The following is a 16,190-nucleotide window of genomic DNA, read 5'->3' as shown; positions in this document are numbered from 1 at the left end:
TCCCTAGTCAGGTAAGTTAAAATTTAGTTGACCTGAAGTGGATTCTGATTGCTTAATCTGCTCACAAATCCAATGGCTGAGGAGACTGGTTTCACGTGAAACTGGTGAAATGCCTGTTTTCACAGCTTGAAGAAAGGCGACGATGATAGATTCAAAGCCACGTTTATAGAGGGTGGTATCCCAAGAACCAAAACCATCTTTTGTCGCCTCAAGACCTTTATAAATCGTTAAGTCATCTAAATTTTCCAGATGATAGGTCGCATCTGGTGTTTGGACTTCCATGACTTCTCGGCGACTGCCTGACTGCAGGTTCATGCTAGCTAGAACAGTGCTAGTAGCAGTCTCAAGTGTCACCTGAACCTGCTGTAGCTGATTGTCTACTAAAGCGTAGCTGAAAGAGCCTGCGATGGGCTTGTCATGTGCCAGAAAAAGGGCTGTGTCCAAGGGATGGATAAAGAAATCAAAGAGTTTGTATTGGAAGTCACCAAGTCGATTGACATCGTTTTTCTCAACGGTGATACGAACCTTGTCAGCCTGCTCTGCCATTGTCAAAACCTTAGGGGCAAACCGTCGGTTGAAGCCTGCCATAAGGAAGGTGCTGTGCTTCTCTGCCAGCTGGTATAGAGCTGCAGTTTGCTGGTAATCTTCGGTGATGGGCTTGTCCATGTAAACGGGGATGCCACGTTCAAGGAAAGCTTTGGCTATGTCATAGTGAGCCACTGTCGCAGCATGGATCATGACACCATCAAGATTAGCTTGATGCAAATCTTCAAGAGAATCATAAGTTTTTGAGTGTGAAAGCCTATCAGCAACTTGATTCAGAACTGCTGTCTGACGTGTAAAAAGATGCCACTCAACTTCAGAGACTTGACCTAGGTATGGTAGATAGGCCTTCTTAAAAATATCACCGAGTCCGATAATCCCAATACGTAACATAGCTTTTCCTCCCCTGAACCCAGAGCTTATTTACTTGCTTTTTGTTTCGTTTTCTCGATAAATTTTGCTTTTAAATCATTAACGCGAGCCTTTTTATTAGTCTTCACGTTTGAATTTTTCTCGTGGAATCGCTCCACTTGTTGCATGCCTTTATAATCTAATTGATATTTTCCCACTTGTTTTTTCCTTTCTTTTTGATATTTTTCTGAAGTGTGACGGACGCTAGCGACTTCCTACGGAATTCCATAGCTAAATTTTGAGCCCTAAGTCTCAAAATTTCCGAGACAATTAGCAGACCATCTGCTAATTGTCTTTTTCACACCGCGAAAAATATCTGATTGAGAAGCTACGCCTCAATCTTTATAATATCAATAAAAGGTTGCTTTAAGCAACCTTTTATTACTTTTATTGTCCTGGATTATTGATTGTTGAGCCGTTCATATGTTTAACACGGGCTGAGATTTCTTTGTGGCGACCATTTACCATTGGACGAGCTTGTGGGTTACCTAGGTAACCGCAAGTACGCTTAACAACGTCTACTGTTTTAGGATCGCTGTTACCACAGTTTGGACAAGTAAATCCTCGTTCTGTTGGTGTGAAGTCACCCTCGAAATCACACTTGTAACACTTATCAATTGGTGTGTTTGTTCCTAGATAGCCAACACGATCATAGGCATAATCCCAAACAGCTTCAAGCGCTTTTGGATTTTGTTGAAGAACTGGATATTCACAGTAGTGAATGAATCCTCCTGAAGCACCAGCTGCTGGATATACTTTTTCAAAGTCCAGTTTTTCAAATGGTGTTGGATTCTTACGGACATCATAGTGGAAGGAATTAGTATAGTATTCCTTGTCAGTGATGTCAGTCACAATACCAAATTTTTCAGTATCTAGACGGCAGAAACGGTCTGTCAAACTTTCAGATGGTGTTGAGTAAACTGAGAAATGGTAGTCATATTCATCAGACCAATCTGCACACAAGTTCTTCATGGTTTTAACGATATTAACTGTAAAGTCTTTTGCCTCAGCATTATTTTCCCACTCTCCACCATAGAAGACTGTAGCGACTTCATAAAGACCGATGTAACCCAATGATACCGTAGCACGACGATGTTTGAAGAGTTCATCAACATTATCATACTTACCAAGACGTTGGCCAAAAGCACCATATTGGTAAAGAATCGGAGCATTAGCTGGCGTTGCTTCCTTAACACGTTCCACACGGTAAACAAGAGCATCCTTAGCAATGGCCATACGCTCATTGAAGATTTCCCAGAATTTATTGATGTCACCATTTGATTCCATGGCAATACGTGGAAGATTGACAGTAACAACACCCAGGTTCATACGACCTGAGGTAACATCCACACCATTTTCATCCTTCCAGCCTTGCAAGAATGAACGACATCCCATAGGAGCCTTGAAAGACCCAGTCAATTCAACGATTTTATCGTATGATAACATATCTGGATACATACGTTTTGTGGCACACTCAAGAGCCAGCTGTTTGATGTCATAGTTAGGACTATCAGGCTCTAAATTAAGACCACGCTTAACTGTAAAGATAAGTTTAGGGAAAATAGCTGTGCGATGTTCAGAACCCAAGCCCTTGATGCGAATCTCAAGAATAGCTTTTTGAATTTCACGTTCAAACCAGTTAGTTCCTAGACCAAAACCAAGTGAGGTAAATGGCGTTTGACCATTTGAAGTGAAAAGGGTATTAATCTCATACTCCAAAGACTGCATGGCATCATAGATGTCTTTCTTAGTCTTAGCACGCGCGTAATCTTCACGCTTCTCTTCAGCCACCCATTCTTGAGCATCTTTAAGATGCTTTTGGTAATTGAGCTCCGCGTATGGAGCCAAAAACTCATCAATACGGTCTGCCGTACAACCGCCATACTGGCTTGAAGCTACGTTGGCAATGATTTGAGAAATCTGGGCTGTCGCTGTCTGAATAGACTTAGGACTTTCCACCTCAGCATTACCAATCTTGAATCCATTAGCCAACATACCCTTAAAATCAATAAGACAGCAGTTGGTCATTGGTGTGTATGGGCTGTAATCAAGGTCATGGTAATGAATGTCACCCTTTTGGTGAGCATTGGCAACATGACTTGGCAACATTTTAAGACCAATTGATTTACCAACAATACCAGCCGTCAAATCACGTTGCGTATTGAAAACATCACTGTCTTTATTAGCATTTTCATTGACCACAGTTTGGTCTTTGTTGAGCAATTTATCAATGGTAAAGTTGATATCTGTTGCCTTGGCACGGTCGAAATCGCGGCGTGTACGATAGTTGATGTACTCATTAGCAATGGCATACTCATTAGCCTCTAAAAGCTCATGTTCAACAATGTTTTGAATCTCGTAAATTTTAATATTATTTTGGAAACGTTCGTAGATTTCAGCGATGACACGGTCAGCAATTCCTTCCAACTTCGCCTCAACAAGTGGAGACATCTTGGTTACATTATTGCTAGCTTTCAAAAGTGCACTGTAAATCTTATCTGCATCAAAGTTAACCAAACGACCGTCGCGTTTAATTACTTTCATGTCCGAACGTGTTACAATTTTTTCTTTTTCCAATGTCATCATGGTCAAAGTCCCTTCATTACTTCTAAGAAAAAAATATAATGCTGATTTTTTACGCTTACCATAGATGAGCTTATAAAACAAATCAATTTGCTCTTTAAACCTCTATCATAGCAAGAAGCAACTTAGAAAAGTTGCTTTTGTGATAGTCTATCTCAGTTATTTTTTCTATTATTTAATCTTTTACTATTATACCATTGTAGAAAAAAAAATCAATATGTTGTGTCGATATTTTAAACATAACACTACATATTGATTTTTCATTATTTTTTCTGATAAATTTTGAAAGTAGAAACACCCTCTACTGAAACCTTGTCATAGTTAGCCTCTAGGCTATTTTTCAAAACATCAGACATCGGTATTTCAGGATTAACCACTACAAATTCTGAATCAACTTGTAATAAATCATCCTCTAAAAGTTTAGCATTTGATTTTTTCACAGTATTCACTGTTGGAAGGGCAAATTGAGCACTAGTTTGAGCTTGAGTTTCGAAATAAATTTTAGCTGAGTCATCCCAGACATAAATCTTATCTTCACTGCCAAGCTGGCTAGTCAGATAAGTCGCAATTGTGGAGCGCTCTGCATTTTCCGAAAGCCCCATAAGAGAAACATAAGTTAAATGCCCAAATGATAAGATAAGAACCAAAATCGGTAGGTAAAGATGTTTTCTCAAGAAATAGCTTAGGAATTGACTTGCGCCGCGACCTGTCTTCTTTCGGCGGTGTGATGTCTTGGCCAAGCTACGCTGATAACTTGTGTTAAGCGACATAACAGTCAAAATCAAACCGAACGGTAGGAGCGTTAAAAGATGGTAAAGTCGAAAATCTTGAGATAGGCAAGCAATGACCAAATAGATGAAGGCCACAAGGAAAATCAAGAACTTAGATACCTTGTCCTCACCTTTAAAGGCACCTCGGAAGAAACCGAAGAATCCTAGCAAGAGGCCGGAAGCCAGGGCTACAAGAAGATGGAAAAGAATAGACAACCACAAGTTTTGGCTACCTACTGCAAAATAGGTAAATGGATAAATCACCGCTTGGCTGATGTAAGGGGACAAAATCTGCAGGTTCAAAATAAAATAACCGCTTGTATAGAAGACCAAAATTGTGCCTAAGATAATACACAACAGTTGGTAAAATCCTCTTGCAACATGCTTCTGGCTAATATTGTAAATCCCAATGGTTATGAAGGAAATTCCCCAGAAAATGAGTGTACGGGGCTCCAACAACATAGCCGCCGCTCCAGCAAAGCCGTATAAAATGAAGGCTTCATCCTTGATAATACCTGCAAAATACTTAATCAAGAACCAGAGGGAAACCATGACAAAAGGCATTGCCCACTGAATTGGATAGAGTCCACCAAAGCCCAAAATGAGATTGAGCAGATAAAAAATCAGATTGGCAATCGTAGCAACCTTGCTATCCTCAGTAAAGTAATAGAAAACTTTATAGAGATAAATGCCTGTCACATAATAGGCCAGGAAATTAACCAAGGCTATCCACAAGTTAGCACTAATAAAGAAACCGATAGCTAGAATAATATAATAGAGGAATCCACCTGTCGCAAATAAGTCACTAAAAGGCAACTGCCCTTTGGTCACCATTAAACCAAGATAGAAATTTTGAGATTGAAGGCTGTTTGCAGTGTCTGCTAAAAATGGAAGAACGGCAAAACTCAGACAAGCTGTCAGAGCACTCCAAAATACGATGTAGAGCTTATGTAGAGTTGGAACCTTAGTCTTTTTGACTTCTTTACGTGATTCCCTATTTACCCCTTGATGGCGTTGAGAACGGCTATAGTCCTCATACGACTCTTTGGCTACCAAGCTCTCTTCAGGTGTTTGATTCACATTGATTCTCCTTGAATATGATACTTCCAGTATATCAGAATCTAAGATTTAGTCAATTTTCCACAGACAATACTATAGCTTAAAATGTCTCGAAAGCGATGAAAAGATTGGCTTTCATAGCGTATCAAAAAGAGTTTTTCTTCCTGACTTAATCTGGTCTTTTTCATAAAATTCCTCCTTCTCCTAACCTATTCGAAAAAGAGGGCAAAAAAAAGAGAGGGCTTTGCCCACTCTAAATACTTTATTATTCTTCGTCCAAGAAGCTATTGAAGACTTCTTCAATCATATCCCATTCAGCGTCTGAATCTTCTGGAATCGGTTGAAGGTCACCTTCTGTACCGTCTTCGTTTTCAGTGAATGAGTAAGCTTGAATTTCAATCTCACCTTGCTCATCTTCTTCAGCACCAGCTGGTACCAAAAGAACATAGTTTTTACCGAATTCTTCACGACCGTCAATCGTCAAAAGAATTTCAAATAATGTTTCGTTACCTTGTTCATCAACAAGTGTAATAACTTCGTGGTCATGATCATGATCGTGGTTATGGTTATGTGCCATGTTTTCTCCTTTTATGTCTTGTTTTTAAAACATTCTATCTAAATAATTTTGTAAAATAAGCTGTGCTGCCAATTTATCAATGACCTTCTTACGTTTGCCACGGCTGACATCAGCTTGTTCAACTAGCATACGCTCAGCTTGTACAGTAGTTAAACGCTCATCTTGGTAATCAACAGGGATTCCAAATAAATCAGCGATTTTCTCACCATAAGCCTTGCTGGCTTCAACACGCGGACCTTCGGTATTGTTCATATTCTTTGGCAAGCCAACAACGAATTTGTCAACTTTGTACTCTTTAACAAGTTCACCTAAGCGGTCAAAGCCAAAATCGCCAGCTTCTTCGTCGATTTTAATGATTTCAACACCTTGAGCTGTAAAACCTAAAGGGTCACTAATTGCTATACCGACTGTTTTAGAGCCGACGTCTAATCCCATGATTCTCATTTCAAATCAATTCCATTTCCTTTGAGGTAATAGCGAACCAACTCTTCAACGATTTCGTCGCGCTCATACTTGCGAATCTGGTTGCGGGCGTCATTGTAACGAGGAACATAAGCAGGGTCCCCACTCAAGACATAACCGACAATCTGATTGATGGGGTTGTAGCCTTTTTCGTCCAATGAACGGTAAACAGTTGTGAGAGTCTCACTGATTTCTTTTTTGTTAGTATCGTCCAATTTGAAGCGAACAGTTTCTTCTGTAAATCCCATACTTACACCTTCTTTCTGAAATTCTCTTATCCCTTATTATAACCCATTTCATTTGATTAAACAAGGATTTCAATTGTTTTTCTGTAAACTCTTTCAAAATTTTTGTGATCAGAGTCTCTTCTATAAAATATAAAAACCGCACAAAATCGCCTCATGACGCTGCACGGTTTTGGGGGTTATCTTGTCTATAATAAGACATTAGGGTCTATAGAGCTGCGCGAAGACGTGCTTCTGCATTTTCGACATTACGAATAGCGCGTGGCAAAAAGGCACGAATATCATCTTCTTTGTAACCAACTTGAAGACGTTTTTCGTCAATCAAAATTGGGCTCTTCAAAATACGTGGGTTTGCTTGAATGAGGTCAATGACTTCATTAAGGCTCAAATCTTCAATATCACAATTTAGGGCCTTAGCGTAACGATTTTTTGAAGAAACGATACTTTCAATCCCATTTTCAGTTTTTGTAAGGATTGCCATAATTTCTTCGCGTGATAGGGGTTCTTTTCCGAGGTTTTGTTCTTTGTAAGGGAGCTGATGAGCGTTGAGCCAAGTTTTAGCTTTTTTGCAGCTAGTGCAACTTGAAATTGTATAAATCTTAATCATGTTCATTCTCACTTTCTATCCCATGATACTTGTATTATAACATACCTAGCAGAGACAAAACATAGGTCTAGAGACCTATTTTTAAATTGTCAACTAAAAAGTTGTAAAATGACATATTTTAATCTTTCTGTTATCTTTAAACTCAAATTAAATCAAAATCAGATGAGGAAGTGAGACGAGGACAGCGCTAGGGTAAGCCAAAACGAAAGTGACAATGTATCATTTTGATTTAGTCTTACGAAGAGACTAAGGAGAAGAGGACGCTAAAAAAGAAGCCCCAGGACTTCTCTTTCGTTTTATTCTTCGATTTCGATTGCGTCATCAAGCTCAAGTACTAATTCATCTGCCTCTTCAGCTTCTGTTTTAGAATCAGCCTTTTTTGCTTTCTTTTCTTCTTCAGTTTCTTCAATCAAACCGTAGTGCAATCGTACTTTACGGTCAATTTCATCGAAAATTTCTGGATGCTCTGCCAAGAATTTCTTAGCATTTTCAGAACCTTGTCCGATTTTCTCGTCATTGTATGAGAACCAAGCGCCAGCTTTTTTGATAATATCCAAATCACTAGCAATCTTAACAAGCTCACCTGTACGAGAAATGCCTTCTCCATACATGATTTCCACAAAGGCTTCTTTAAATGGCGGAGCGACTTTGTTTTTAACAACCTTGATCTTAGTTTCCTTACCAACATTACTGTCTTTCTGGTCACCAGTTCCCTTAATTTGTGTGTTTCCACGGACATCCAAACGCACTGAAGCATAGAATTTAAGGGCACGTCCACCAGGTGTTGTTTCAGGGTTACCAAACATGACACCAACTTTTTCACGCAATTGGTTGATAAAGATAGCAATTGTTTTAGTTTTGTTGATTGATGCAGACAGTTTACGCATGGCTTGTGACATCATACGCGCTTGCAAACCAACGTGGCTGTCACCGATGTCACCATCAATCTCAGCACGAGGGACAAGAGCCGCAACTGAGTCAATAACCACAAGATCAACGGCACCAGAATCAATCAATTTACCTGCGATTTCAAGCCCTTGTTCACCTGAATCAGGCTGTGACAAGAGGAGCTCATCAATGTTAACACCCAAGGCTGCAGCATAGGCAGGATCAAGAGCGTGCTCAGCATCGATAAAGGCAGCGATTCCGCCTTCTTTTTGTGCTTGAGCAACAGCGTGAAGGGCAACGGTTGTTTTACCAGATGACTCTGGCCCGTAGATTTCAATAATACGTCCTTTTGGATAACCACCTGCACCTAGTGCAATATCAAGAGCCAAAGAACCTGAACTCATAACTTGAACTTTTTGCTCTGCGCGTTCACCAAGACGCATAACTGCACCCTTACCGAAATCTTTTTCAATAACTTTTAGGGCATCGTCAAGAGCTTTTTTACGTTCGTCACCAAATTTTTTGGTGATTTCTTCAGTTTTTTTCGTTTTTTTAGCCAAATTTTTCTCCTTCTCTTCTAGAGATATATCTTTTCCATTATATCAAATTCTAGTCCTTTAATAAAGCGCGGCGCACTAAATTAAAGGCATATAAGGTAGCGATATAACGAACATCTGAACGACTGCGTCCTCCAATAACAACACGTATTGATTGAACACCTGTTCTAGTGGCAAGGGCAATGAAAACTGTTCCTGCTGGTTGACCTTCAAGCTCATCTGGGCCAGCTACACCTGTCAGACCAATACCAAAATCGGCATCGGTCAAAAGACGTGACTGCTCTGCCATTTTTTCAGCTGTAAAGCTAGACACAACACCATGCTCCTGCAAGTCTGTAAGAGGAATCTGTAACATTTTAGATTTTTCTTCAATACTATAGGTCACAAAGCCACCGTTAAAGACCTTTGAAGAACCTGGGAAGTCTGCCAGACTAGACTGGAAGAGACCTGCAGTCAAACTCTCAGCTGCTGTAATGGTCTTACCCTGCTCCTTGAGCATTTCAAAAGCCACACGCGCCAAGCTGTTATCATCTCCATAACCATAGTGAAGTTCTGATAGTTCTTGACCTTCCAAGGTTTTAATGGCCATAATTTGAGCTTCAAGGGCATCTAACTTAATATCAGCTTCTTCTTGTGTCTTTGCCTTAGTAGACAAACGAAGAGTCACTTCGCCTGTTTTGGCATAAGGAGCCAAGGTTGGGTCTGACTGATTGTCAATTAAGTCAGATAAGACTGTAACCAACTGACTTTCTCCAATCCCAAAGAAGCGCAAAACACGTGAATACAGTGTCTGATTATCTTCAACAAAAAGGGGAACAAGATTTTGCAGTACCATTGGTTTGAGCTCACTTGGCGGGCCAGGTAAGACAATGTAGGTTACGCCACCAACTTCTAAAAGACTTCCAACAGCAAGACCAGTCACATTCTGAATAGGTGTAGAACCCTCCACAATCTGTGCTTGACGCTCATTGTTAGGCGTTCTGGCATACTGAGGACGGGTCGCAAAGAATTCGTCCAAACGCTTGCTTGCTTGTTCATCAAAAACGAGTTGACGTCCTAGATATTTGGCTAGAGTTTGCTTAGTCAAATCATCTTCGGTTGGGCCCAAGCCACCACAGAGCAAGACAATGTCACTACGTTTGCTGGCAATATCAATTGCAGATAAGAGACGCTCCTCATTATCACCAACAGCCGTGTGGAAGTAAACATCTACACCCAGCTCTGCAGATTTTTCAGACAAAAACTGGGCATTGGTATTAACAATCTGCCCTGTTAAAATTTCAGTCCCGACAGCAATGATTTCAGCTTTCATTTTTACCACCTACTTATTTATTCGCATTTGCTTCTTCATTTTAACAAAAAAATCCCCAATTCACTAAAAATTGGGGGGGGAAATCTGATAAAAACTTGATGATTTTGACTTTGTCTCTTTTTTGGAAAATAGCAGAGCAGGTTTTCCAAAAGAATCTTGTCAACTTTTACTTTCGTATCGAAAATCACCACTCGAAAACATGACACGCTCGAGGTCTCTACGATCAATTGATTTCAGAGAATCTTTTTCCAAAAGGTATACGCAATCGCAAACCTCAAAAACTTCAGATAAGTTATGAGAGGTGAGTAAAATTAACTTAGTCTTGCTCTGCTCCTTTAACAATTTATAAGCTCTAAAACGCCTTTGTTCATCAAGACCATCAAGCAATTCATCGAAAATGATGAGGTCAGATTGGATAGAAAGAAGATATAAAATAGCAAATAACTCTTTCATACCTAGAGAGTACTTGCCGATTTTTTGCTTCAGAAAATTAGCGCCACCCATTGTCTCTAAGTTTTTTTGAAAAACCACCTGCTCATCTACTTTTAGAAGTCGGAGATAGTCCTGAGCTGATAAGTGTTTGTCAAAAATTTCTAGATTTGGAATATAGGATACCTTACCTGATTCTATACAATTATCTGAAACTTTGATTTCTCCATTGATTGTGCTAAATAAGGTGCTCTTCCCAACACCATTACGACCAACTATGCCAAGTAAGCCGGTCTTTGGTAGGTTAAAGCTCAAATCTTGAAAGACTTCTGTTGTTAGGTTATTAACTTTCAATCCTGCCATCATTTACCTACTTTCCGATAGTAATAATGTTGGTACAAGTAAACTGAAAATACTATAAAAATAAGACTCATACTTGTCAAATATATAATACCGATTGTGATAGCCTTGCTTGGGAGTATTTTAACATCATTGATAAGTTGTCCATAGCCCAAGTACTCAAAAGGTACGAATTTCTTAAAAGGCTGAAACCATTCTTCCTGTGAAATTGTCATAAATCCTGTCAAGAAAACTACAATTAGTCCTATAACAACTAAACTTTTCTTGAAAATTAACGATAAAAATTGTCCTAAACTACCAATGAAAATCAAAGCGACTAGAAACATTGTTACTGTATTCAAACTCATTTTCCAAATTGGAAGTATGATACCATTTGACATTAAATAGGGATATTGCCAAGTTCCATAGCCATCAAACAAACCATTTATCACGTAACAAAGTAAAAAAACAGTCAGAGTCGTTACAAAAACCGCTAAAATTGGAACCACTAATTTCAGAACTAACTGTTTCGGCTTTCTACCTCCCATTAAATGATAAAAACGAATTTGTGAACTTTCAATATCGTGACTGACTCCGTCTGCAATCAGCACTGTAACAAGTACAAAAATAGTAGTTGATGATAACCACGCTACCATAGAGCGCCCTATAATAAATGCTGAATCACTGCTATCATTCACAGAAACACTAAAATTACCATTTACTGATTTAATGGCATTAAAATATCTAACCATTGCCTCAAGTTGGCGATACTCATCAGAATCCCTATCTTTCTCTGGAATAGAATCTAATCTAGACGTATTTAATTGATTTTCTAGATTTGCAAATGTAGCAAAATCATTGTTCTCGACAGCAGTAAGCTGCTTATCCCTAAAATCATGTTCTTTTTTGGCTGTTATTAAAGCCTGAGCAAGTCCCTCATCATTAGGATGTAGCTGTACTTCTTTTTCTAAGCTATTCACAGCCTGCTGGGCTTGCTGGTAATCTAATCTGATAAAGGCTAAATCAGCTTCAGCAAATCTTTTTCTAAAAACTGTTTGATTAACTGTAAACATACCTAGAATAAACAGAAAAAGAAGTACCAGACAAACTTGGTTTTTGGGATTTTTTAGAAATCGCTTCAATTCAAATGTAAAAAATTGCACTTGTTCTCCTCTTAAAATATCTACTTTTAATAATTCATATGTCGCACCAATAAGCCAGCAGACTTCTTAGTAAAGGCTTAAATTAACCACTATCATGGCTAAATTAATTAACTTAAGCAAATCCATGAGTACCAATAGATTTATATTTCTCGCCTCAGTATGTCTTGTAATGGTATGTGTAAAGGTACGCAGGATTCACACCATAATCTTTTCGTTCTCTTGTTGTAGAATATGTAAAACCATTAGGATACCTTAGTTCTTTATAGGTGTAGGAAATGTTTGTACCTCCCATGACATAATAAATTTCATATCGTGTGTTTGCTACAGTCGCAACGTGTACTGCCGATACAACATTTTTGGCACCCAAGCCAAATAACATTGCAATAATCACAATAAGCCAAACATTATTTTTAATTTTTTTCATAACCTTTTTCCTCCCAAAAATGAATTATATATTATTTTATATTAAGAACTAATTTACCAAATCAAATTACCAGCCATAATTTGGCTCCACACAGGTCAACATGGCATATAATAATTCTTCCGGTGTAACTTTCTTTAGTCCACCATAGGTTGGATCGATGACGGCATAAGATGGGTCCAGGTAATAGACATAGGCGATATCAGAACCATCCTGGGTCAGTTGATAACCAATACCTGTCACATTATGTTCACCACTTTTTCCTGGATACATTCTAGCATTGTCAATGGTGTAATACATTGGATAGCCATCGCGGATGTTCTGAATGAGACGTTCTTTAAAAAGGCGCATGTCTTCAGAATTTGAGCTAGAATTGGTGACTGTGGCTAGACGATAACCTGCCTGACCGACTGCGGGGTTGTCGTAACCAAAAAGATAACGGTTGAGAACCTGAATAGCATTGGCATTGTGGGTCCCGAAAGAGTCATCAGTCCCCATATCCTGAGCCAGTTGAGCTTGGGACACCGAAACTCCTTTATAGGATAAAATCATACTCACTGCTGTCGGTGCACACCAGTTCCAGGTTTGCTGGTACTGTTGGGAGACATTAAGAATGGCTTTTTGTCCTCCCTGTATTGAGGTGGAGGCAGTAGCATTATTATTGCCTATAATCAAACGATTAGCCGTTTCATCATCCATTGGTGGGTTTTCAACAGTCGTTGAATCCGTATAAGTTGAAGTGTTTCCTCCTGTCACACCGGCCGAACTCCCTCCTGTTTCAACTTCCTGACTTGGGGTTGGTTGAGTCTGGTTATCTTGAACAGAAGATTGTTCTGTAACCGATTCATTTGATGTTGATTCTTGACTATCTGATTGTGCTTCTTCCTTAGTCGAAGTACTGGTAGAGGCTTTCGTCGAAGATTGTGATTCTTCCAAAGTCACCTTATCTTTAGAAGAATCTGTTTTACCCGTTGTTGAAGGTTTTGAACTACAAGCTGACAAGATAGCTATTGAAAGTAAAACTAAAATAACTTTTCTCATAATCAATCACCACTTTCTGAATGAAAACATTTATTAATAGTTTATCAGCGATATCTTTACTTCCTATATAGCACTTTTTATCATAGATATCAAATATTTATACCATTTCTAGCTAATTCATCTAGCGACAGCTATTGTCCCCATCTTTCTTCATGAAAATCTCTAATTGCCAAAGCATAACCTAGGACTATTATAATAACTGAAAGGTAATAGCCAATATTAATATTGAGCAGGACATTTTTGACGTAAGAAATTAAATCATTACTATTAGTCTCAGAGTAACAAAATGGCGATAAGTTAAGGTGTAGAAAAATCACCCCTATTAAAAGGAGTGACACAACACCTAAAAAACGTCTATATTTAAAAGAATGAAAAATAACCAATAAGACTATCACCGTCAAAAAACTAACCCAATAACTTTTCATAAATTCAAATCCTGAAATATCTCTGACTTGATAGTTATTAGGGTCTATGATTGCTATAAAAGGAAGGCTTAGTGACACTAGATAAAGTGTTAATATAAACAAGCCATAATATTTTTTCATTAAAACCTCTATATATTATATTCAACGCATCAGATTTTATAGACTGGAGACCAAGTCATTAACTCTGTCATTTCCGTATCAGAAAGACAAAACCTAGGATCTTATTATTGTATAGAATCCTTTAAGATTGGAAACAAACAAAAAACCTTATTAAACATCAAAAAAACTTCATTAATAGTATTTTAGAGTGTTAGTTAAAAAACGGTATGTATAAGCTTCATCTTTAAATGATTTACTTGAAAGTTTTTCTTGTAATTGACTAGCTGTTATTAATAATTTTTTATTTTCTACAAATTTATTATTACGATATTTTTCAAGAAAAACAGAACCATCTCCATAAGCAACACAATAGTATTTCCCAAAATCTTTAATGAGTTCTGGAAATTCAGAAAAACCCAATGATAAGAAAGATTTCATCATATTTCTCCAACGTAACCTTCTAGTTACTACAACTTCTATTGAAAATTTTTTATCTTTTGTCATTTAAAATCTCCTTATAATAGCATCAACTTACATTGATAAGCTCCAATAGTCTAATAAAATATAGGTAAGCATGGGAAGAACCATAAGAATAGACTTTACCATATTAAACTTTATGTGTTTATTCTTTAAAGCTGAGTAAGTTATCATAACTATTATAATAAAAATGGTTATTACAGAAACAATCAAAAACCATAAGAAATCCAATCTAAATATACCCAGATATCCACAGTATAGCCATATTAACCTGATGATGAGACTCGAAACATATACATATTCCAAAGAATAACTAATTTGAAAATATTCATCGCAGTAAAAAATATTTTCAAGTACTTCCGTTAAAAATTTTACAACCTTGAAATAAATGAGTGCGGTAATAAAAAATATCACAACGTTAGCTATAAAAATGGTATCAATTTTTTGGGAAATCATATAGCTCATCAGTATGGAATAGCTGGTAAGTGATGTGTAAAATAATAACGGGTTCATATCAATTCCTCCTCCTGTACTATTTTCCTAATATTGATTAATTCACTTAATATAAATATACTTAGTACAATGACCAACAAGAAATAGTGTCTTGTATAAATGGAAAGAAATATTACTAAACAAAAAAAATATCTAATAGTAAGTATTTGCAAAATGCTAAATCTTTCCTTTACGATTAATAAATTAAATTCTTGTAAAGAACACACAAACGACAATAATAGTGCAATTATGAAATAGTTCAAAGAATAATAGTTCAAAATTATACTTATTCCTAACATTAGAAGAGTTTTGACAACCAAGGAATACTTGATATAAAATTGCAATTTCTTATTCAATATCATTTTATAATCTTGAATAGACAACAACTTATTATTTAAAAAAAAGTTATCATGTTTAAAATTTACAACTCTTCCATTGACTTTTTGAGTAAAAACCATAGCTACAGAAATAAGATAAATTACCACAAGCCATATCATTTCAGTACTTGATTGAAAATCACTCCATAAAAAGAATCCCACAGCTAGCATCATGTTAAAAAAATTGACCACTAGTCCGCGATGAAAAAGTTTAATTTCTTTATAATCAAAAATACTAATTCTTCCGTATAATAATCTGATAAGCCCTTGTTTATCGGAATACTTTCTTTGACTAAAGAAGCGAATAAATAACCAAGTGTAACTTGAATATAAAATTGCAATAATCATTGGTAGTAAAGAATTCTTAGCAAACAAAAAAGAAAGGTTATTTGGATAAAAAACTATCAAGAAAACTATCACAATCATTAGGACTGTTACCTCCGATAGTATTTTTATGTTGACAAGTTCCTCACTCAGTTTATTATTTTTAATAATTAACCATTCTAGAAAGATAGCAATAATATCAATAATAATAATAATAATAATATTAGACAGAGCTGATAAATTATCTAAATACAATAAAATACCAAAAAATAAAATACTATACGCTATTTTATAAAATATGTTATTTATAATTAGTCTTTGAAATAAAAAAAATTTCAGGAAGGAAAAATTATTTTGAGTAAAACCACTAAAAATAAAATCATTCTGGCTCAAATATATATTATTTTTTATATACATTATGCTTGTTAAAATCAATCTGTATAAAAGAAAAGCATAAATAAAATAGTCAGTATAAAAGTATAATAAAAAACTTGAGGAAATCAGTCGTAAAACAAAAAAAGCGACTTTACCAAAATCATACTTTTCCTGTCTCCTAACAAGACGATAAAATTCAGTATAAAATTCCATA

General features: G+C 36.9%; 18 protein-coding genes. All 18 read right to left on the bottom strand.

The genetic code is table 11. From position 1 onward, the window contains the following. Window positions 1-3: 3 nt before the first annotated feature. A complete protein-coding gene (locus F601_RS0106240; RefSeq protein WP_018164809.1) occupies window positions 4-936 on the bottom strand; it encodes a Gfo/Idh/MocA family protein in 933 nt (310 codons plus the stop codon). A 26-nt stretch (window positions 937-962) separates the two neighbouring features. Next, window positions 963-1,112 (bottom strand): hypothetical protein, encoded by a 150-nt coding sequence (locus tag F601_RS13305; RefSeq protein ID WP_018164808.1) that lies wholly within the window; start codon window positions 1,110-1,112, stop codon window positions 963-965. Between the two features lie 229 nt (window positions 1,113-1,341). Further along, window positions 1,342-3,540, bottom strand: coding sequence for an anaerobic ribonucleoside-triphosphate reductase (gene nrdD, locus F601_RS0106230; protein WP_026183133.1), 2,199 nt, complete (start codon window positions 3,538-3,540; stop codon window positions 1,342-1,344). A 260-nt stretch (window positions 3,541-3,800) separates the two neighbouring features. Beyond that, window positions 3,801-5,387 (bottom strand): hypothetical protein, encoded by a 1,587-nt coding sequence (locus tag F601_RS0106225; RefSeq protein ID WP_018164806.1) that lies wholly within the window; start codon window positions 5,385-5,387, stop codon window positions 3,801-3,803. A 41-nt stretch (window positions 5,388-5,428) separates the two neighbouring features. Then, window positions 5,429-5,554 (bottom strand): hypothetical protein, encoded by a 126-nt coding sequence (locus tag F601_RS13620; RefSeq protein WP_018164805.1) that lies wholly within the window; start codon window positions 5,552-5,554, stop codon window positions 5,429-5,431. Between the two features lie 77 nt (window positions 5,555-5,631). Further along, complete coding sequence (locus F601_RS0106215; RefSeq protein ID WP_018164804.1) at window positions 5,632-5,943, bottom strand: DUF1292 domain-containing protein; 312 nt, start codon at window positions 5,941-5,943, stop codon at window positions 5,632-5,634. A 24-nt stretch (window positions 5,944-5,967) separates the two neighbouring features. After that, window positions 5,968-6,387, bottom strand: coding sequence for a Holliday junction resolvase RuvX (ruvX, locus tag F601_RS0106210; RefSeq protein ID WP_018164803.1), 420 nt, complete (start codon window positions 6,385-6,387; stop codon window positions 5,968-5,970). Next, complete coding sequence (locus F601_RS0106205) at window positions 6,384-6,653, bottom strand: IreB family regulatory phosphoprotein (protein WP_018164802.1); 270 nt, start codon at window positions 6,651-6,653, stop codon at window positions 6,384-6,386. Before F601_RS0106205 ends, ruvX begins: the two co-directional genes overlap by 4 nt. 205 nt (window positions 6,654-6,858) lie before the next feature. Then, on the bottom strand, window positions 6,859-7,257 hold the full coding sequence (gene spx / locus F601_RS0106200; protein ID WP_026183132.1) for a transcriptional regulator Spx: 399 nt from the start codon (window positions 7,255-7,257) through the stop codon (window positions 6,859-6,861). Window positions 7,258-7,553: 296 nt separating this feature from the next. After that, window positions 7,554-8,705 (bottom strand): recombinase RecA, encoded by a 1,152-nt coding sequence (gene recA / locus F601_RS0106195; protein ID WP_018164800.1) that lies wholly within the window; start codon window positions 8,703-8,705, stop codon window positions 7,554-7,556. Window positions 8,706-8,754: 49 nt separating this feature from the next. After that, window positions 8,755-10,014 (bottom strand): competence/damage-inducible protein A, encoded by a 1,260-nt coding sequence (locus F601_RS0106190; protein WP_018164799.1) that lies wholly within the window; start codon window positions 10,012-10,014, stop codon window positions 8,755-8,757. A 159-nt stretch (window positions 10,015-10,173) separates the two neighbouring features. After that, on the bottom strand, window positions 10,174-10,806 hold the full coding sequence (locus F601_RS0106185) for an ATP-binding cassette domain-containing protein (RefSeq protein ID WP_026183131.1): 633 nt from the start codon (window positions 10,804-10,806) through the stop codon (window positions 10,174-10,176). After that, window positions 10,806-11,945 (bottom strand): ABC transporter permease, encoded by a 1,140-nt coding sequence (locus tag F601_RS0106180; RefSeq protein WP_018164797.1) that lies wholly within the window; start codon window positions 11,943-11,945, stop codon window positions 10,806-10,808. The genes F601_RS0106185 and F601_RS0106180 overlap by 1 nt, the downstream gene beginning before the upstream one ends. Before the next feature lie 154 nt (window positions 11,946-12,099). Then, a complete protein-coding gene (locus tag F601_RS0106175) occupies window positions 12,100-12,369 on the bottom strand; it encodes a hypothetical protein (protein ID WP_018164796.1) in 270 nt (89 codons plus the stop codon). Between the two features lie 66 nt (window positions 12,370-12,435). Next, window positions 12,436-13,407 (bottom strand): C39 family peptidase, encoded by a 972-nt coding sequence (locus tag F601_RS0106170; protein WP_018164795.1) that lies wholly within the window; start codon window positions 13,405-13,407, stop codon window positions 12,436-12,438. Window positions 13,408-13,538: 131 nt separating this feature from the next. After that, window positions 13,539-13,952, bottom strand: coding sequence for a hypothetical protein (locus tag F601_RS0106165; RefSeq protein ID WP_018164794.1), 414 nt, complete (start codon window positions 13,950-13,952; stop codon window positions 13,539-13,541). Window positions 13,953-14,123: 171 nt separating this feature from the next. Then, the gene (locus F601_RS0106160) at window positions 14,124-14,435 is read right to left on the bottom strand and encodes a hypothetical protein (protein ID WP_018164793.1); all 312 of its coding nucleotides are present in this window, start codon (window positions 14,433-14,435) and stop codon (window positions 14,124-14,126) included. A gap of 482 nt (window positions 14,436-14,917) precedes the next feature. Next, window positions 14,918-16,189, bottom strand: coding sequence for a hypothetical protein (locus F601_RS0106150; protein ID WP_155979159.1), 1,272 nt, complete (start codon window positions 16,187-16,189; stop codon window positions 14,918-14,920). Between the last annotated feature and the right edge of the window lies 1 nt (window position 16,190).

The organism is Streptococcus henryi DSM 19005, assembly GCF_000376985.1.
GTDB classification, from domain to species: domain Bacteria; phylum Bacillota; class Bacilli; order Lactobacillales; family Streptococcaceae; genus Streptococcus; species Streptococcus henryi.
This window is presented reverse-complemented; position numbering and strand designations above follow the sequence as displayed.